Here is a 19,310-nt window from a genome sequence, read left to right as displayed (position 1 = left end):
GCCCTCGGTCTCGTGGTTCGTGTCGTGGTTTGTGGTTCGGGACTCAGTTCGCGGCGGCCACGGCCGGCAGCGTGATCTTCAGTTCGCGCGCCACTTCGGCGAACAGGATCGGCAGGCGCACCGGCTTTTCCTCGCAGCGCGCGTTGTAGTGCGACACGATGTGCGCGATTTCGTCCTCGCTGGCTTCGCCGGTCGAGATCTTGCCGGTCAGCAGGAAGATCGGCGCGCCGCTGTTCTCGCTCGAACGGATGCCGCGCACGAGTTCGGCGGCCGTCTGGTCGCCGAGCATCCAGTCGAGGATGTAGCCGTCGAAATCCTCGACTTCCAGCGCCTTGCGGAACGTCGCGCCGTCGAAGTACGGAATCGCGTTCACGCCTTTCTCGATGAAATATTCACACACCGTCTCGGCGACATCCTGCGAATCGTCGACCACGGCGATCCGCGCCGCGTAGACGTTCGGCTGGGTCGAGCGCAGCTCGATCACGTCGACCGGATAGGTGCGGCCCTCGCGCGCGTGCTGGCGCTCGGTCACGATCCATTCGCCCTGCCACTGCAGCGCGACGAAATCCGTTTCGATCTGGCTGCTGGCCTTCGTCGAGATCGCGGCGCGGCAGCGGAAGCGCCTCGATTCGATCACGAACGTCGCGTCGATCATCTCGGCGGCGGCCGGCTGCGTGCCCTTGTCGTCGAGCAGGATCGCGGGCGGCACGCCGAAGTGCGTCGCGATGTCCTGCAGCTGCGACAGGTTCCACGGGATCAGGCCTTTCATCTTGCGCGTGACGACCGAGAAGCTCAGGCCGAGCACGTTGGCGATCGTCGTGTTGTGGCTACGCGGCGGAATGCCGTTCCGGTTCAGTAGATCGCGCACCTTGTTCGCGGTGATGAGATCGACATTGGCCTGCTCGGTGGTGGACATCTCGATGGGGTCTCGAAGGGTTTTGGGCGAGGGAGAGCATAGCAAAACTGACGTGTCACGCAAACTTTGAAAAAGCGAATGACCTTGACATGCCATTTTTCTCCATTATTATTGCTCACCACGTCACTATTGTTTGCCGCGTCATGTTTGGAGATCGATGCCGGGATAGCCGGTACAGCGAAAAGCGGCAGCCATGAAATGGTGACGGAACAATTCCAAGAGAGAACCTGAGAGAGCCTTGGACTGCGTGTCGGCGTTGGCGGATTGTATCCGTTGCGCCGCACGCAACCAGGTACGAGCTCACGGGGTGGGATGGCTCGAAGAATTGCGGCGCCAATAAAACTGAGGACTGTACCAATGTATCGCCGTTTACTCGCTCCGGGGCTGCTGTTGCTGCTGGCCGCGTGCGCGCAGGACCCGTCCGTCACCGGCAACACGGTACGGATCTGCGACGACACCGGGTGTTCCGATCGCCCGAAAGATCAGGTGTCCTATCAGAAGAAGGACGATGCGGAAGACCGGGAAGATCCGCGTATCGCCGCGCTGAAGCAGACCGCGAAGACCCAGCCGAAGGCTGCCTACGACCTCGGCCTGCGTTATTTCCGCGGCGACGGCGTGCGCCAGGACAGCTATCAGGCGCTCAAGTGGATGCGCGAGGCCGCCGAGCGCGGCGACCTGCAGGCGCAGAAGGCGCTCGGCAGTTTCTACCTGTTCGGCCTCGAGGAAATGGGCTCCGACGCGCGTGAAGCGGAGAAGTGGCTGTCGATCGCGGCCGGCCGCGGCGACAAGGAATCGAAAAAGCTGCTCGATCTCGCGCGCAAGGCCAAGAAGGAAGACGAAGAAGACTGGAAATGGCGCACGCAATGGCGTGACGTCTATTACGGCTACTGGTACTCGGGCTATCCGTACTACGGCGTCTGGCAGCAGACGTACTGGTACTACTGACCGCGCATCAGGCAACGGGGGCAGCAGCGGGGGGACCACCATCGCGCGCCACGCCGGGGGGCTTATCGAAGTTCGCACGAACACATAAGCCGATCAACGACTCTAATCGATCGACAACGACATGAAGACCAACCTTTCCCAACGTCTCACTCAAGGTGCGCTGGTTGCAGCGCTTGGCGCGTCCGTCGCGGGTTGCGGCGGTGTGGTGACGCCCGGCGGACAGAACGCCGGCGTGACGGGTGCCGCGGCAGGCGGCGCGAGCGCGGGCGCGGATTCGCAGCTGCAGCGCTGTGCGTCGCCGCTCGGCACGATCGCCGTCGACGACGGCCGCAACGCCGACTGGTGGGGCCCGTTCGGCAGCGCGACCAAGATGACCACGATCGATCCGCTGCTGCGCCTGGCCGTGCAGCAGTCGAACTGCTTCGTGATCACGTCGATCGGCAACCAGAAGAGCGACGCGCGCCTGTCGCGCATCACGCAGCTGCAGCGCAACTCGGGCGAATACCGCGCGGGCTCGAAGCAGCAGAAGGGCCAGCGTGTCGCGGCCGACTACTACATGGAGCCGCAGATCGTGATCAACGATTCGCCGATCGGCGGCATCGGCAGCATGATCGGCGGGCTGATCGGCAACAGCGCGGTGGCGGCGGTGGCCGGCCACCTGCAGACGAAGGCGTCGGTCGTGACGCTGACGCTGTTCGACGTGCGCTCGGCCGTGCAGATCGCGGCGTCGGAAGGCAGCTCGACGGCGACCAACTACGGTGCGGCGCTGGGCGGTTTCGGCGGCGGCGTGGGCGGTGCGCTCGCCGGGTTCTCGTCGACGCCGGAAGGCAAGGCGACGGTCGTCGCGTTCATCGACGCGTACAACAAGATGGTCGTGGCGCTGCGCAGCTACAAGGCGCAGGACGTGAAGGGCGGCCTCGGCCGCGGCGGCCAGCTGCAGGTCAACTGACGTTCCCGGGCCGGTGGTTGGCCGCCGGCCCAATCCCGATGCGGATGGTCCGTGCGCGCGGCGTGATCCGTGCGTAACGGCTTCGTTCGTCCTGTTCGTTCAGAAGGTGATTCCGATGAAAACCGTTGCATTGATCGCATTGACTTGCCTGGCGCTGACCGCTTGCGGCGGCGACGACACTTCCGCGCCTGCATCGTCCGGCGGATCGGGCACGAGCAACAACGGCGGCAGCGGTGGCACGGGCACCGGCTCCGGCGGGACGGGCGGCGGCGGGGCGGGAAGCGGTGGTTCGGGCGGCTCCGGCGGCGGTACGCTGACGTGGCGCTACGAGGCACAGCCGGTCGCGGCGGATCGGGCGAGCTTCCTGACGCTGGTCAACAACGAGGGCGCGAAAGGCTATCGATATCTGGGCGACTATTTCTACAATGCGAGCAACGGCGGGTCGCAGTCGATCTTCGTGAACGACGGCACCGCGCAGACCTACACGTACCAGTTGCAGACGGCGCCGGCCGACATGACGTCCTTCGTGAACGCGGCCAACGCGCAAGGGGCGAGCGGCTACCGCTACGAAGGGCCGCTCACGTACGGCGACCTCTATCGCAAGGACGGCGGCTCGTCGGCCACCTACACGTACACGGCGACGGGCCTGCCCGCCGACGCCAACGCATTCCTCGCGCAGGCGAACGGACAGGGCCAGTCGGGCTACTGGTTCCTTGGCCCGATGGCGGTGGGCACCGCGCAGGCGAACGTGTACATGAAGAACAACGCGTCGAACGCGACCTATACGTACGACGCGCTGGCGCCGACGTCGACGGTCGGCGACTTCATCGCACAGGCCAACAGCGAGGGGGCGAAGGGTTATCGCGCGAAGGGCGCGATGGCATTCGGTACGGCGATCTCGTGGGTCTACGTGAAGGACCAGACGCAGTCGCCGACCTTCACGTACCAGTCGGCCGCGATCCAGTCGACCGGCGCCAGCTTCGTTCAGCAGGCGAACACATTCGGCGCGCAGGGCAGCGCGTATCTGAGCGATCTCGCGCTCGGCTCGCCCGCGCCGGTGATGGCGTCGTTCTATTTCACGCCGAAGAACTGCACGGGCTTCCTGTGCACGACGCTGAATCCGCTCACCCAGAACTGAGCGGGCGATCCTGCCGGGAAGTCCCGCGCGGGTCGAATCGGGTGCCTCGGTGCGTCACGAGATTCGTTGACGCATCTTTTGCCGCCGGCTCGCCGGCGGTATTTCATTGTGGACGGACCTGAGGCGATTCGCCGAAGCGACGGGTCCGAACGGCGCGGTGCGCGACACGCGATTCCACCGCCGATTCTCGTTCAAGTTCAAAACAATCATTAAAACAAATAGGACGTGTACTAAAAGGATAATGCACACCTGATTTTCGCGGTGTCGTTAGGCATGATCGGGACCTTACCGTCCCGAATGTTTCCATCGTGACGTCCGGCCGGCCGGGATTTGCCGCAGGTCCGCGTTCCGGGCTCCGTCACATCGAGCCATGCCATACAGCACGCTTCAGTCCATTCGCCGCTACCAGAGCATTTCGATGTTCGGGGGCGGCATCGTCGTCACGATCCTGATCCTGATCGCCTGCGGGCTCGGGATCACGTCGATCGTCTACGGCCATCTGGACGGCGAGCGGCGCAATTTCCTGAACGGTGTCGAGGAAGCCGCGGACGAGGTGCAGGTGGCCGAGACGTCGTTCCGCAACGGCGTCACGAATACGCAACTCATCTGGCGGGAGATCGGCGCGGCGCCGGCCGACGTCGTGAACGCGTTCTTCGCCGACGGCCAGCAGCTGGCGATCAAGCCGTATCCGTCGCTCGTGGTCGGCGTGCCGGGGCAAACCGCGCGGCGCGACGAGGTCGCTCGTTATCTCGCGCTGTCGTTCATGCTGTCGCGCATCTGCGCGGCGAGTTCGCTCAATCGCGGGCGTACGCTCGAGGGGTACCACTACAGTACGCGCACGGGCGTCTTCGGCCTGGTGCCACACCTGGCGCGCGACAATCCGGCACTGGCGTCGGCCGACGCGCGTGCGCAAGTATTCGATGCGCTGCGCATCGATTTCGACGGCTCGCCGCCGGCGCCGAACGACGGTCGGCCGAACGTCCGCTGGCTGCCGCCCTACGTCAACCCCGTCACCGGGCAGATGCGCATCCGCGTCGCTGCCGAGGCGCGCGCCGCCGGCCAGCCGTTCGCGGTGCTGGTCACCGAATACGCACCCGACTACCTGCTGTCGTGGCTGCCCGGACGGGGCTTGGCCGGCACGTTCTTCATCACGTCGGCGGACAACCGGCTGATCGCGCTCGATCCGGACGTCGCACGCACGAACGCCCTGAGCGAGCGCTTGCTGAGCCTCGATGTCGCGCATCGTGGAAGGGTGTCCGCCGAGCCGCTCTTTCGCGACGGCGCGATCGTGTTCAGCAGCAAGCTCGCGGCAACCGGCTGGACGATCGCCTATGTGCTGTCGTGGGCCGACGTGCTGGCCGGCATCGGCGTGCAGGCCGGCGGGCTCGCGGCGTCGACCCTCGTTGCGATCATCGTGATGTGGCTGCTGCTCGTGCGTTTCCACCGGCGCGTGCTTGTGCCGGTGTATGCACGCTCGGCCCGCGTGTTCGACAGCGAGGCGCTGTGCCGCAGCGTGATCGCGATGGCGCCGGTCGGCATCGGCCTCGTGTCGTTGTCCGACCGGCGCGTGATGCTCGCGAGCGACGCGCTCAAGCAGATGCTGCTGCCGCATGAAGGCGATTACCATGCGCTGTCCGCGCTGGCACTCGAGAAGTACGACGCGTTCGTCGCGAACGGCGGGGCCGGCCGGACGATGACGACCGAACTCGTGCTCGACGCACGCGGCGATACGCCGCTGCACCTGGAGATCATCGCGCACGGCGCGCGTTATCAAGGCGAGGACGTGCTGATCGCGACGTTCGCCGACATGAGCGCGCAGTGCCGCCTCGTTCATCAGCTCGAGGAAGCGGTGCGCGCGGCCGATTCGGCGAATGCGGCCAAGTCGTCGTTTCTCGCCGCGACGAGTCATGAGATCCGCACGCCGCTGAACGTGATCCTCGGCAACCTCGAGCTGCTCGAGCGCACGGCGCTCGATGCCTCGCAGCAGGGCCGCGTGCGGACGCTGCGCGCGTCGGCCGAAGGGCTGCTCGCGATCGTCAGCGACGTGCTCGATTTCTCGAAGATCGAAGCCGGCGCGATGTCGGTCGAGTCGATCGAGTTCGACGTGATCGCGGTGCTCGAGCGCGAGCTCGCGGCATTCGCGTCGGTCGCGAAGGCAAAAGGGTTGCCGCTGTTCGCCGATATCGATGCGAGCGGCGCGCAGCGCATGCGCGGCGATCCGACGCGGCTCGCGCAGGTGGTCGGCAACCTGCTGAGCAACGCGATCAAGTTCACGAGCGCCGGGCGCATCGTCGCGCGCGTGGCGGTCGGGCGAAATGCGCGCGGTGCGCCCGAGATCGCCATCGGCATCGAGGATACCGGCATCGGGATCGACCCTGCGCAGCAGGGCAAGCTGTTCAAGGCGTTCTCGCAGGTCGATGCGTCGATCACGCGGCGCTATGGCGGCACGGGGCTCGGGCTCGCGCTGTGCGACCGGCTGGTCGCGGCGATGGGCGGGACGATTGCGGTCGACAGCGCGCCGGGCGTCGGCAGCCTGTTCACCGTGCGCTTGCCGCTGCACACGGGCATTGCGCCGAAATCCCCGGCCGGCGCGGGTGCCGGTCGAACGCTGATCGTCGTGTCGCCGGAGGACGCGTGGCGTGCGTTTGCCTTTCCGCATCTGCGTGCATGGGGGTTCGACGTCGCGATGCATCCGAGTCCGATCGGGATTGCCGCCGGGTGCCTCGCGCGTGCACACGCGATCGTGCTCTTCGGCGATTCCGACCAATGGCGGCGCGAGGAGCTCGACAGCCTCGGCGGCGGTACGCCGGTCGTGCTGGCGACGCCGGACGGCCCGCTGCAGCCGGACGTCGCGGGCCGCACGATCCGCGTGTCGAGTTATTCGCTGAACGGGCTGCGCATGGCGATCGCGCAGGCGCGAGTCGCTACCGCCGAGTCGCCACGCGGGCCGGGGTGCGCGCCCGATGTCGGGCAGTCGGCGTCGCCGGCTTCCAGTACGCGTGTGCCGCGTGTGCTGGTCGCCGACGATGCGGCGGTCAACGGGTCGATTTTCCGCGAGCAGCTGGATGTGCTCGGTTGCACGGTCCGGTGTGTGTCGTCCGGCGGCGCGGCGCTCGACACGCTCGAGAGCGGCATGTGGGACGTGCTGCTGCTCGGTGCCGACTTGCCCGACATGTCGGTCCGGGAACTGGTCGAAGCCGTTCATGCGCGCGCGTTGCCGTGCGACATGATCGTCGTGGCATCGTATCTGGCGCCCGACAATGCCCGGCGCTACGCGGCATCGAACGTCGCGTACGTGTTGACCAAGCCGGTGACGCTGGCCGACCTGCGCCGCGGCCTCGCCCGCGTCGCGCGGCGGCGCGGGATCGCACTCCCCGCGGGCGCGGCGGACAAGCGGCCTGCTTCGGGCGTCATGGCTGCTGCGACGATGCACTGGCCCGGACGGTAAAAAAAGAGGCGGCGCGAGGGCGACGCAGATCGCCTGCGTCAGAACAGGGAAGGCAGACACGCCGCATTGCTTCAATGCCGCGTGATTTCGACTGAAGAAGGAAGGGTAAGGCCGTGCGCTATATGGGAAAGGTGTTCGGGCTGCTACTTGGATTCGCGACGTTGCCAGAGAAATCCAGACGGCATTTCCTGATGAAGCTGAACGAATTCATGATGATGTCGCCGTCGCAAAAGCGGCGGGCCGTCACCGAGTGGCAGCACGCCGTGGATGACGAGCCCGGCGAGCCGGACGAAACCGTGGTCAAGCACTAGGGAGCGGTTTCGGCCGCCCGGCGGGACGGGATGGATCGACGGCGTGGGGGCGCCGCCGATCGGACGGGCGTGGGCGGCGGACTGTCGACGGTTCATACCGCAATGTCGTGGTGCGCGCGCCAGCCGGCGAGATGGGCATGGGTGTCGACAGACCGCCACGCTTGATCGTACAGCCGTCTATTATCTTAAAATTGCGCTGCGCACCGCCCGGTTCGCTGGATGCCGCAACGCGATCGTGTTGCGGGATCGATTCGAGCTCCGGCGCGTCGCACAACATCGCACGTCGGGCCGCGTGTATCGGGAGAAAAGTAGAGATGGATGAATTTTTTGTGCGGGTGATGGTGGCGGACGATCATCCTTCGTCCGCGCTCGGGATGTCGCAGGCGCTCGCGGGCAGCAGCACGATCAAGCTGCTCGGCACTGTCTCGAATTCGACCGACCTCGTGGCGATGCTCGACGAGCAGCAGAGCGACGTGCTCGTCGTCGACTATGTGATGCCCGGCGGCAAGTATGGCGACGGTCTGTCATTGCTGTCCTTTCTGCAGCGTCGTTATCCGGCGCTTCGCCTCGTGACGATCACGATGATCGACAACCCGAGCGTGCTGCTCGCGATTCAGAAGCAGGGCGTCGGGTGCATCCTGAGCAAGTCCGATGCGATTTCGCATCTGGTGGGCGCGGTGCACGCGGCCTTCGTCGGGGCCAATTATCTGTCTCCGTTCGTCAAGAGGCTGCTGGAGGACTGCCAGCCGTCGGCGGGTGTCCGCACCCTGACCGCCCGCGAGATCGAAGTCGTGCGGCTTTACGGGGCCGGCCTGACGGTCGGCGAGATCGCCGTCCAGCTTCACCGCAGCAAGCAGACGATCAGTTCGCAGAAATCGAGTGCCATGAAGAAGCTCGGTATCGTTCGCGACGCCGATCTGATTCGCTACGCGAGCGAGGGCCAGCTGCCCGAATTGCCCGAGGCCAGTGCATAGACGGTGTCCGTCGGACACTACCGAGTGACCCGGACGGCGCACGACGCGGTGCCGGCGCCGAGACGACTTCGACGACACTCATGCCAACCAAACTGAAAGCGCTGATCGCGCATGCCGCGGCCGCGGGCCGCAAGCCGTTCGAACCGGGGCGCGTGCGACGGCAGCAGCAATGGCTGCTGTACGGAAGCGGTGTGGCGATCACGGTGTTCGTCCTGGCCTGCGCGGCACTCGTCGTGCGGCTCGACCTGCAGGAATCGGTTGCGCATGAGCGGTCGGAGTTCCTGGTCCGCAAGGCCGACCTGCTGGCGGAGATGGAGGTGGTCAAGGCCCTCCAGAATCGCTACACCGACATCCTCGAGTTGATGGCTCGGCACGGACCGACCACCCCGCCCGATGCACTCGAGCCGTTTGCCGACGGGCGCGGCAGGCTGGCCGTTCTCGGACACGCGGGACGCGTGGCGGTGGCCGCGTTTGCGGCCGATCCGTCGTCTCGGCCAGGGGGCACCTACGCGCCGTTCCTCGCGGCATTTCTCGAGACGGTCGAGAAGACGGGCGTCATGCCGCCGAGGCAGCCCGGCGACCCGGGCATGGGCGGATATCTGATCGATCTGGCGGGCGACTTCGTCATCGTGACCGGGTATCCGCTGGTGAAGTCGACGCTCGCGCTGCCGGCCGGTTTCGACGTGAAGGCATTGATCCGGCAGTTGCAGCCGCCGGCCGATTTCGTATCGGCCGCCGCCGCGCCCGGCAATCGGCCGATTTTTCTGGACAGGCGGCAGGATCCGCTGCTCGGGCGGTCCGTGCTGCGGTTCGCGCAGGCGGTACGGGATACGCAGGGCAAGCCGATCGCATGGTTTGTCATCGTCACGCGGCCGGAGATCGACGACATCCTGCGTTCCGCGTCCGCCGGCCAGAACTATGCACTGGTCGATTCGAACGCGAATGTCCTGACCGGCCAGCAGGCTGCGCCCGTGCTGACTGCCCGTGCGCTCGATTACGCGCGCGCGGCCGGAGGTGAACGGGCTGCCGCACACCGTGTCGGCACGAATATCGTCATCGGCGATCGCATGCCGGGATTCGACGAGGTACTCACCGCGACGCATTCGTGGCGCAGTGTGTTCGACGACGTGGCCGTCCGCCTGGGTATCGCAACCGGTCTCGCGTTGCTCGCGATCGGAACGGTGTGGTTCGCGATCGTCATGTTCGACCGGCGCGCGCTGCGCCCGGCCAACCGCCGCGCGATCCGGCTGATCGAAAGCGAGGCGCTCAACCGCACGCTGATTCGCACGGCGCCGGCCGGCATCATGCTGCTGTCGCTGGCCAACGGCGACACGATGGCGCGTAACGAAGCCGCACGGATTTACGGCGACGCCGGCACGGCGCCGTTGCTCGGCAAGCGCATCTGGCACGCATACCGCGACAATATCGCGGGCGGACGAAAGCCGCGCGTCGTCACGCACGAATTGGCGGTCGACCGGGCCGGTGGCGGGGTCGCCTACCTGGCCGCGCACATCGTCCGCACCCGCTATCGCGGCGTCGACGTGCTGCTTTGCACGCTGACCGACATCACCGCGCGCAAACAGGCCGAAGACAAGCTCCATGAAGCGCGCGAAGCCGCGGACGACGCGAACAAGGCGAAGTCGACCTTCCTGGCGACGATGAGTCACGAGATTCGTACGCCGCTGAACGCCATCGTCGGCAATCTCGAATTGATGGCGCGCGCGGCGCTGCCCGCCGCGGAACAGCGCCGACTGCGGACGGTCATGTCATCGTCCGACGCGCTGCTGCGCGTGATCAACGACGTGCTCGACCTGTCGAAGGCCGAGTCCAACCAGATGGTGCTGGAAGCCGTGCCGTTCGACCTGCGTGCGGTGCTGCGCGACGTCGCGGCGATCTTTCGGCCGCTCGCCGACGCGAAACGGCTCGTACTCGAATGCCGCGTCGCGCCGGGGTTGGCCGACGGTTACGTCGGCGATCCGACCCGCCTGCGTCAGATCGTGTCGAACCTTGTCAGTAATGCGATCAAATTCACCGAGCACGGCAGCGTGACGATCGACGCGCTGCCGGCTGCCGCTTCCGGCAGGCCGCGCGGCGTCGAAATCGTGGTGCGCGACACGGGCATCGGCATCCCCGCGGAAGCGTTGCCGACGCTGTTCGACGTGTACGTGCAGACCGATCCGTCGATTTACCGGCGCTTCGGCGGCACCGGGCTCGGGCTGCCGCTCTGCGGACGTCTCGCGCGGCTGATGGGCGGCGCGCTGACGGTCGACAGCCGACCGGGTGCGGGGACGCGCTTCACCGCATCGCTGCCGCTGGCGAAGGCGCCGTCCGGATGGCGTGCCGCGTTCGACGACGAGCCCGCGGCGGCAGCGTTGCCGATGCACGCGGACGAAAGCGTGCCGCTGCGCGTGCTCGTCGCGGAAGACCACCCGGCGAGCCGCGTATTGTTGCGGGATCAACTCGATGCGCTGCGCTACGATGCGACGATCGTCACGAACGGCGTCGAGGCAATGCGTGCCTTCTTCGCGCGTTCGTACGACGTGGTACTGACCGATCTCGGCATGCCGGAACTCGACGGCTTTGCGCTGGCGAACTTCCTGCGCGAGCAGGGGGCGACGGTACCCGTGATCGCGATGACCGCGCACGCGACCGAAGAGGATCGCAGGCGGTGCGCGCAGGCCGGCGTCGCGGAAGTCGTGCTCAAGCCGCTGTCGATCGATGCGCTCGGGGCGGTGTTGCAACGCCATGGGGCGCGTGGCGCGACGGCGTTGCAGGCGGTCGATCGCGACGACCGGCAGGCGCCGCCGATGACCGACGCGATTCGTGAACAATTGCGTGCCGCGACGCTGCACTCGCTGGCGACGATCGACGCCGCATTGCCGCGCGGCGACCACGATCGCGTCAAGGGCGAACTGCATTCGATGCGAGGCGGCTTTGCGCTGGCCGGCGACGCAGACGCGAGCGATACGTGCGCGAGAGGCGAGCGCGTGCTGGCCGCGGGCGGTGTCGATGCACTCCGGCCGGAGTGGCCGGAGATGCGCGTGGAGGTGGAGGCTGCGCTGTCGAGATTGTCCGGCGTCTGAACGATGCGACGCCATGCTTGCGGGCGCGATGGCGGGCGATGCCTGCGACGTTGACGGCCGACGACCATGCGCGCGCCGTGCCGGCGCGCGCACTGAATCGTCGAGCGGTACGCGCCGGCGAGCGTGTTCATGGACGGCGCGCGAAAACGATGAGGGGCGCACGGGCACCGCACGGCATCGCGCGGAACGGTGCAACGCTCGACCGCCGGCTATCCCGCATGCCGCCGCCTCGGGCGGATGCCGGAGGCGGCAGCTTCATGACGCGGAATTGGCCGTCGTGCGCCGGATCGACTGCGGAAGCCCGTCAGCCGTTGCGGAAGATCTCCGCGTAAGCGCTCAAGGCCGGCACGCCGCCAAGGTGCGCATACAGCACCTTCGACCCCGGCTCGAATTCCCCGCGCCGCACCTTGTCGATCATCCCGTGCATCGATTTCCCTTCATAGACGGGATCGGTCAGCATGCCTTCGAGCCGCGCGCACATCCGGATCGCCTCCAGCGCGCCTTCATTCGGCAGCCCGTATTCGGGGCCGGCAAAACGCGTATCGAGCACGACGTCCCGGTCGTCGATGCGGCGCCCGAGTTCGACGATCTCGGCCGTATGCCGCGCGATGCGCGTGATCTGCGCATGCGTCTTCTCCGGCGTCGCGGACGCATCGATGCCGATCACGCGGTCCGCGCGCCCGTCGGCCGCGAAGCCGACGACCATCCCGGCCTGCGTGCTGCCCGTGACCGAGCAGACCACGATGTAATCGAACTTGAAGCCGAGCTGCGCTTCCTGTTCCCGCACTTCTTCCGCGAAGCCCACGAAACCGAGGCCGCCAAGCGGATGCTCGGAACATCCGGCCGGAATCGGGTAAGGCTTGCCGCCCGCCTGCCGCACGCTGTCCATTGCTTCTTCCCAACTGCGGCGAATGCCGATGTCGAAGCCGTCGGCGACGAGCCGTACGTCGGCCCCCATCATCCACGACAGCTGGATGTTGCCGACGCGGTCGTATACCGGATCGTCGTAGTTGCCCCAGTGCTCCTGCACGAGCACGCACTTCATCCCGAGATGCGCGGCGACGACCGCGACCTGGCGTGTCTGGTTCGATTGCACGCCGCCGATCGACACGAGCGTGTCCGCACCCTGCGCGAGCGCATCGGGAATCAGGTATTCGAGCTTGCGGGTCTTGTTGCCGCCGAACGCAAGGCCGCTGTTGCAGTCCTCACGTTTCGCATACAGCTCGACCTTGCCGCCGAGATGCGCGCTCAGGCGCTTGAGCGGCTGGATCGGGGTCGGACCGAACGTGAGCGGATAACGGGGGAAACGTTGCAGGTTCGTCGACGCGCTCCGAGGGACGGTGGACAGGAAACCGGATCGGCCGGGTGCGGCTTGCACGCCGTGTCCCGATGGAAAAATGATAGGCAGGATGGTGCGAAATGGGCTTGCGAAATAAATAATGAAAACCTACTTTATCTGTGAGGTCAGGAATGAATGAATAATTTTGATTCGCAAAATTTCGAGGAAGCGCAATGAAATTAGATCGCGTCAGTGCATCGCCGGCCGACGCCGCGGCGGCGCTCGACCGCATCGACCGCGCGATCCTGCGGCAGTTGCAGCAGGACGCGTCGATCTCGAACGTGAGCCTCGCGGCGAAGGTGAAGCTGAGCGCGCCGGCGTGCCTGCGGCGCGTCGAGCGGTTGAAGGAGATGGGATTGATTCGCGGCATCGTCGCGCTGCTCGACCCGAAGCCGCTGGGTGCCGGGATGCTGGTCGTGATCGGCTTCGTGCTCGATCGTTCGACGCCGGAAGCATTCGCCGAATTCGAGAAGGCCGCGCAGAAAGTGTCGGGGTGCGTCGAGTGTCACGTGGTGACCGGCGAATTCGACTACTTCATGCTGCTCCGCACGCGCGACAACGAGAGCTTCAACCGTTTGCATGCCGAACAGTTGCTGTACCTGCCCGGTGTGCGACAGGTGCGCTCGTTCATGGTGCTCAAGGAAATTCTGTCGACGCACGCGTTGCCGGTTTAGCGCGGAGCGCCGCCGATTCACGCCGGTCCGTGTGAGAGCGGCGCATGCGCCGCGGCGTGGAGGGGCCGGGCGAACGCGGCGCTCGGCGGCTTGAAGCCGCTCGACGTGCCTGGCCGCGTTGCCCGGTCAGCGCTGCCATGGCGCACCGCCTGGATGCGAGGTCTTGCCGAGACGCTCGCGTGCGTCGCGCACGACGGTCGCATCGAGTGCGCCGTCATCGGCGAGCGCCTTCAGCGCGGCGAGCACGATGCTCGCGCGATCGACCTCGAAGAATGCGCGCAGCGCGTCGCGCGTGTCGCTGCGGCCGAACCCGTCGGTGCCGAGCGTCACGTAGCGGCGCGGCACGTAGGCGCGGATCAGCTCGGGCACCGCGCGCACATAGTCGGTCGCGGCGACCACCGGGCCCTGCGTTCCTTCAAGCATCCGCGTGACATACGACGATGCCGATCCGTCGTCAAGCCGCGACAGCCGTTCGGCTTCCATCCCGTCGCGCTGCAATTCGCTGAAGCTCGTGACGCTCCAGACGGCCGCATCGATCCCCCAGCCGTCCTGCAGCATCCGCTGCGCGGCGAGCACTTCGCCGAGAATCGCGCCGGCGCCGAACAACTGCACGCGCGCGGCCGCGTTCGAGGCGGACGGCAGCCGGTGCATGCCCTTCAGGATGCCTGCGCGACGGGCGGCCGGATCGTCGCCGGGGATCGACGGCTGCGCGTAGTTCTCGTTCATGACGGTCACGTAATAGAACACGTCGCGCTGCTGCTCGACCATCTCGCGCATGCCGGCATCGACGATCGTCGCGACTTCGTACGCGAACGCCGGGTCGTACGCGCGGCAGTTCGGAATCGTCGACGCCGCGAGATGGCTGCTGCCGTCCTGGTGCTGCAGGCCTTCGCCGCCGAGCGTCGTGCGGCCCGCTGTCGCGCCGACGAGGAAGCCGCGCGAGCGCTGGTCGGCGGCGGCCCAGATCAGGTCGCCGATGCGCTGGAAACCGAACATCGAGTAGTAGATGTAGAACGGCAGCATCGGCAGGTCGTGCACGCTGTACGACGTCGCCGCGGCGATCCACGACGACACCGCGCCGGCTTCCGAAATCCCTTCCTCGAGAATCTGCCCGCGCGTGTCCTCGCGGTAGTAGAGCATCGAGCCGAGATCCTCGGGTTCGTAGCGCTGGCCGAGCGGCGAGTAGATGCCGACCTGCCGGAACAGGCTCGCCATGCCGAACGTGCGCGCTTCGTCGGCCACGATCGGCACGACGCGCGGGCCGAGGTCGCGATCCTTCAGCAGCGCTGCCAGCATGCGCACGAGCGCCATCGTCGTCGACATCTCGCGGTTCGCCGCGTCCAGCGCGAACGCACCCCAGGCCGGCATCGGCGGGACGGTCAGTCCTTGCGATGCCGCGATCCGCCTTCTGGGCAGATAGCCGCCCAGGGCAGCCCGGCGGGCATGCAGGTAACGCATCTCCGGGCTGTCTTCCGCTGGCTTGTAAAACTTCAACTGCTCGACGTCGTTGTCCGACAGCGGCAACCGGAAACGGTCGCGGAACGCCTTCAGGTCGTCGACGTCGAGCTTCTTCTGCTGGTGGGTCGTCATCCGCCCCTGGCCGATCGTGCCCATCCCGTAACCCTTCATCGTCTTCGCGAGGATCACCGTCGGCTGGCCGCGATGGGCGAGCGCGCGCGCATACGCGGCGTGCAGCTTGAGCGCGTCGTGGCCGCCGCGGCGCAGGCGGTCGATTTCCACATCGGTCAATTGCGCGGCGAGCGTGTCGAGCGCCGGGTCGCGGCTGAAGAAGCGTGCACGGTTGTACGCGCCATCGTTCGCGGAGAAGGTCTGGAACTGGCCGTCGACGGTGTCGGCGAACGCGCGGGCGAGCGCGCCGGCGTGATCGCGCGCGAACAGCGGATCCCAGTCGGAACCCCACAGCACCTTGATCACGTTCCAGCCGGCGCCGGCGAACAACGCCTCGAGTTCGTCGATCACGCGGCCGTTGCCGCGCACCGGGCCGTCGAGCCGCTGCAGATTGCAATTGATCACGAACACGAGGTTGTCGAGCCCTTCGCGGGCGGCGAGCGACAGCGCGCCGAGCGATTCGGGTTCGTCCATTTCACCGTCGCCGAAGAAGCCCCACACGGTGCGGTTCGCGGTGTCCGCCAGGCCGCGATGCTGCAGGTAGCGCATGAAGCGCGCCTGGTAGATCGCGTTGATCGGGCCGATGCCCATCGAGCCGGTCGGGAACTGCCAGAAGTCGGGCATCAGCCACGGATGCGGATACGAGCACAGGCCGGGCCCGGCGATTTCGCGGCGGTAGTGCTTCAGGTGTGCCTCGTCGAGGAAGCCTTCGAGATACGCGCGTGCATAGACGCCCGGCGACGAATGCGGCTGGAAGTAGACGAGATCGCCGCCGGAACCGCCGTCGTCATGCCCTTCGCCCGTCGCCGCGCGGAAGAAATGGTTGAAGCCGACTTCGAACAGGTCGGACGCCGACGCATAGCTCGCGATGTGTCCGCCGAGCTCGCCGTATGCACGGTTCGCGCGCACGACCATCGCGAGCGCATTCCAGCGCAGCGCGGCCGACAGACGCGCTTCGAGATCGGCATCGCCCGGATACGGCGGTTGTTCGTGCGCGGCGATCGTGTTCACGTACGGCGTGACCGGGCCGCGCGATGCAGCAAGACCGCGCGTGCGCGCGTGCGCGGCCAGGCGATCGAGCAGGAACTGCGCGCGATCCTGGCCGACGTGAGCGACGACCGCGTCGAGCGCCTCCAGCCATTCGGCGGTTTCTTCGGGGTCGGCATCGGCATGCGCGAGGCCCGCGCGCCGCGTGGCGTCAATTCCGTTCGACAGGTCCGTCATCGCAGGTCTCCCGCACGCCGGTTCGGGCGGCGCGCAATCAGTGGCAATCGGTCGAATCATGCTACCCGTCGATTCGCAAAATATGCGTCTGATTTCATTGGAGTTTCACGGTCTGATAGTGTAAATATTCCGGTTATCGCCACTCTCTCGGAATATTTCGATCATGAGCGCAAACCCGCGGCGGCTCGACCGCATCGACATCGGCATCCTGAACCAGCTTCAGCAGAACGCGCGGATCACCAACGCGGAACTCGCACGCGCGGTGAACCTGTCGGCCACGCCGTGCTTCAACCGCGTGCGCGCGCTGGAGAAGCTCGGGCTGTTCCGGCAGCAGGTCACGCTGCTCGATCCCGAGCCGCTCGGGCTGCGGATCAACGTGTTCATCCAGGTCAGCCTGGAAAAACAGGTCGAGGATGCGTTGCAGCGCTTCGAGGAGGCGATCTCGCAGCGGCCCGAGGTGATGGAGTGCTATTTGATGTCGGGCGACGCCGATTACCTGTTGCGCGTCGTGATGCCCGACATGCGCACGCTCGAGCGCTTCATCATCGAGCGGTTGACGACGATCCCCGGCGTGTCGAACATCCGCTCGAGCTTTGCGCTGAAGCAGGTGCGCTACAAGACCGCGCTGCCGCTGCCGGCGGCGGGGCTCACGCTCGTCGATCCGGACGAGGCGGCGTCCGACTGGAGTTGAGCGCGCGCCAGCCGACGAAGCGGCGACGATTGCCTGACATGACCGAAAGGAACGGGCCGGGACGCCTGTGGGCTTCGCGACGCGGTGCGGCACGATCGCGTATGCTCGTTTGGTCGCCGGCGAAGGCAGCCGCCGGAGCCGGTTCATTCGTGTGACGACCGATCAACGAGCGAGGGCATCATGGCAAGACAGACGATGGCGGAATACCTGGCGAAGACGCTGGCGGCAGCGGGCGTCGAGCGCATCTGGGGCGTGACGGGCGACAGCTTGAACGGCCTGTCGTTCAGCCTGAGCCAGATTGGCTCGATCCGCTGGATGCATACGCGGCACGAGGAAAGCGCCGCGTTCGCGGCCGGTGCCGATGCCGCGTCGACCGGCCGGCTCGCGGTGTGCGCCGGCAGCTGCGGCCCCGGCAACCTGCACCTGATCAACGGGCTGTACGACTGCCACCGCAATCACCAGCCGGTGCTCGCGATTGCCGCGCACATTCCGTCGACCGAGATCGGCCTCGGCTACTTCCAGGAAACCCATCCGCAGGAACTGTTCCGCGAGTGCAGCCACTTCGCCGAACTCGTGACGAACGCGTCGCAGTTCCCGCGCGTGCTCGCGCGCGCGATGCGTACCGCGATCGACGAGCGCGGCGTCGCGGTGATCGTGCTACCGGGCGACATCGCGCTCGGCGACGGCCCGGAAGAGGCGCCGGCATGGAGCGAATCGGCGCCGCCGTCGATCCTGCCGGCCGATGCCGATCTCGACCGGCTCGCGGCCCTGCTCAACGCATCCGACGCGGTCACGCTGCTGTGCGGCAGCGGCACGCAGGGCGCGCACGACGAAGTGGTCGCGCTGGCCGACACGCTCGGCGCGCCGGTCGTGCATGCGCTGCGCGGCAAGCAGTTCGTCGAATGGGACAACCCGTTCGACGTCGGGATGACGGGGCTGATCGGCTTCAGCTCGGGTTATCACGCGATGGAATCGTGCGACACGCTGCTGATGCTCGGCACGGATTTCCCGTACCGGCCGTTCTATCCGGCGAATGCGAAGATCGCGCAGATCGACTGGAAGGGCTCGCAGCTCGGTCACCGCGCGCCGCTCGCGCTCGGCCTCGTCGGCACCGTGAAGGAAACGATCGCGGCACTGCTGCCGCGCCTGACGCGCAAGACGCAGCGGCGTTTCCTCGAGAACGCGCTGAAGCACTACGCGGCCGCGCGCAAGGGGCTCGACGATCTCGCGGTGGCCGAGCCGCCCGGCCGCGCGATCCATCCGCAGTACCTGACGAAGCTCGTCGACGACGTCGCGGCCGACGACGCGATCTTCACGGCCGACGTCGGCACGCCGACGTTGTGGGCCGCGCGCTACCTGACGATGAACGGCAAGCGGCAGCTCCACGGCTCGTTCAACCACGGGTCGATGGCGAACGCGATGCCGCAGGCGCTCGGCGCGCAGGGCGCGCATCCGGGGCGGCAGGTCGTGTCGCTGTCCGGCGACGGCGGGCTGTCGATGCTGCTCGGCGATCTGCTGAGCGCGCGCCAGCTCAACCTGCCGATCAAGATCGTCGTGTACAACAACAGCCTGCTCGGCTTCGTGTCGATGGAGCTGAAGGCGGCCGGTTATCTCGATACGAACGTCGACCTGAGCCCGACGGACTTCGCGGCGATCGCGAAGGGCGCGGGTATCTTCAGCGTGCGGGTCGAGCACTCGGAGAACGTCGAGCACGCGTTGCGCACGGCGTTCGAGCATGACGGACCGGCCGTCGTCGACGTCGTGACGTCGAAGTACGAACTCGCGATGCCGCCGAAGATCGAGCTCGCGCATGCGAAGGGCTTCAGCCTGTTCATGCTGCGCGCGATCCTCAGCGGGCGCGGCGACGAGATCGTCGAGCTCGCGAGAACCAACCTGCGGTGACGGCAGCGCGTGCGCCGCATGGCGGCCGCGTCGGGAACGCCGGCGCGGCCGCTCGCATCGACGGCCGGCGCGCGCGCCGCGATGGCG

At 66.9% G+C, this 19,310-nt stretch carries 13 protein-coding genes; 10 read left to right on the top strand and 3 right to left on the bottom strand.

Annotation, left to right across the window (positions count from 1 at the left end; all coding sequences use genetic code 11):
• Window positions 1-43 precede the first annotated feature (43 nt).
• Window positions 44-916 (bottom strand): helix-turn-helix domain-containing protein, encoded by an 873-nt coding sequence (locus tag G3N62_RS07655; RefSeq protein ID WP_034188549.1) that lies wholly within the window; start codon window positions 914-916, stop codon window positions 44-46.
• Window positions 917-1,273: 357 nt separating this feature from the next.
• Between G3N62_RS07655 and G3N62_RS07650 the strand changes: the two genes are divergently transcribed.
• From G3N62_RS07650 to G3N62_RS07620, 7 genes are all read left to right on the top strand, one after another.
• The gene (locus G3N62_RS07650) at window positions 1,274-1,861 is read left to right on the top strand and encodes an SEL1-like repeat protein (RefSeq protein WP_034188548.1); all 588 of its coding nucleotides are present in this window, start codon (window positions 1,274-1,276) and stop codon (window positions 1,859-1,861) included.
• A gap of 121 nt (window positions 1,862-1,982) precedes the next feature.
• Complete coding sequence (locus tag G3N62_RS07645; RefSeq protein WP_034188547.1) at window positions 1,983-2,810, top strand: hypothetical protein; 828 nt, start codon at window positions 1,983-1,985, stop codon at window positions 2,808-2,810.
• Between the two features lie 115 nt (window positions 2,811-2,925).
• A complete protein-coding gene (locus G3N62_RS07640; RefSeq protein ID WP_034188546.1) occupies window positions 2,926-3,948 on the top strand; it encodes a hypothetical protein in 1,023 nt (340 codons plus the stop codon).
• A gap of 370 nt (window positions 3,949-4,318) precedes the next feature.
• On the top strand, window positions 4,319-7,396 hold the full coding sequence (locus G3N62_RS07635) for an ATP-binding protein (protein ID WP_124670172.1): 3,078 nt from the start codon (window positions 4,319-4,321) through the stop codon (window positions 7,394-7,396).
• Window positions 7,397-7,518: 122 nt separating this feature from the next.
• Window positions 7,519-7,707 carry a hypothetical protein gene (locus G3N62_RS07630; RefSeq protein ID WP_034188544.1) on the top strand — a complete coding sequence of 63 codons (189 nt, stop codon included), beginning with the start codon at window positions 7,519-7,521 and terminating at the stop codon, window positions 7,705-7,707.
• A 314-nt stretch (window positions 7,708-8,021) separates the two neighbouring features.
• Window positions 8,022-8,681 carry a response regulator gene (locus G3N62_RS07625; protein WP_034188543.1) on the top strand — a complete coding sequence of 220 codons (660 nt, stop codon included), beginning with the start codon at window positions 8,022-8,024 and terminating at the stop codon, window positions 8,679-8,681.
• Between the two features lie 80 nt (window positions 8,682-8,761).
• Entirely contained in the window at window positions 8,762-11,764 is a 3,003-nt protein-coding gene (locus G3N62_RS07620; RefSeq protein WP_124670171.1) for a hybrid sensor histidine kinase/response regulator, read from the top strand.
• 304 nt (window positions 11,765-12,068) lie between these two features.
• Here the strand turns inward: G3N62_RS07620 and G3N62_RS07615 are convergent, their stop codons facing one another.
• Window positions 12,069-13,112, bottom strand: coding sequence for a 1-aminocyclopropane-1-carboxylate deaminase (locus G3N62_RS07615; protein WP_124670196.1), 1,044 nt, complete (start codon window positions 13,110-13,112; stop codon window positions 12,069-12,071).
• A 164-nt stretch (window positions 13,113-13,276) separates the two neighbouring features.
• Between G3N62_RS07615 and G3N62_RS07610 the strand changes: the two genes are divergently transcribed.
• Window positions 13,277-13,777 (top strand): Lrp/AsnC ligand binding domain-containing protein, encoded by a 501-nt coding sequence (locus G3N62_RS07610; RefSeq protein WP_034188541.1) that lies wholly within the window; start codon window positions 13,277-13,279, stop codon window positions 13,775-13,777.
• A 126-nt stretch (window positions 13,778-13,903) separates the two neighbouring features.
• On the opposite strand, the gene mdeB is transcribed toward G3N62_RS07610, so the two are convergent.
• Window positions 13,904-16,630: an alpha-ketoglutarate dehydrogenase gene (mdeB, locus tag G3N62_RS07605; protein ID WP_124670170.1), complete on the bottom strand. Its 2,727-nt coding sequence runs from the start codon at window positions 16,628-16,630 to the stop codon at window positions 13,904-13,906.
• Window positions 16,631-16,793: 163 nt separating this feature from the next.
• Between mdeB and G3N62_RS07600 the strand changes: the two genes are divergently transcribed.
• Entirely contained in the window at window positions 16,794-17,321 is a 528-nt protein-coding gene (locus G3N62_RS07600; RefSeq protein ID WP_049032659.1) for an Lrp/AsnC family transcriptional regulator, read from the top strand.
• Between the two features lie 180 nt (window positions 17,322-17,501).
• Window positions 17,502-19,223, top strand: coding sequence for a ubiquinone-dependent pyruvate dehydrogenase (poxB, locus tag G3N62_RS07595; RefSeq protein ID WP_059559960.1), 1,722 nt, complete (start codon window positions 17,502-17,504; stop codon window positions 19,221-19,223).
• The last annotated feature ends 87 nt before the right edge of the window (window positions 19,224-19,310 follow it).

It is taken from the genome of Burkholderia sp. Tr-20355 (assembly GCF_017104685.1).
Lineage (GTDB): Bacteria > Pseudomonadota > Gammaproteobacteria > Burkholderiales > Burkholderiaceae > Burkholderia > Burkholderia seminalis.
This window is presented reverse-complemented; position numbering and strand designations above follow the sequence as displayed.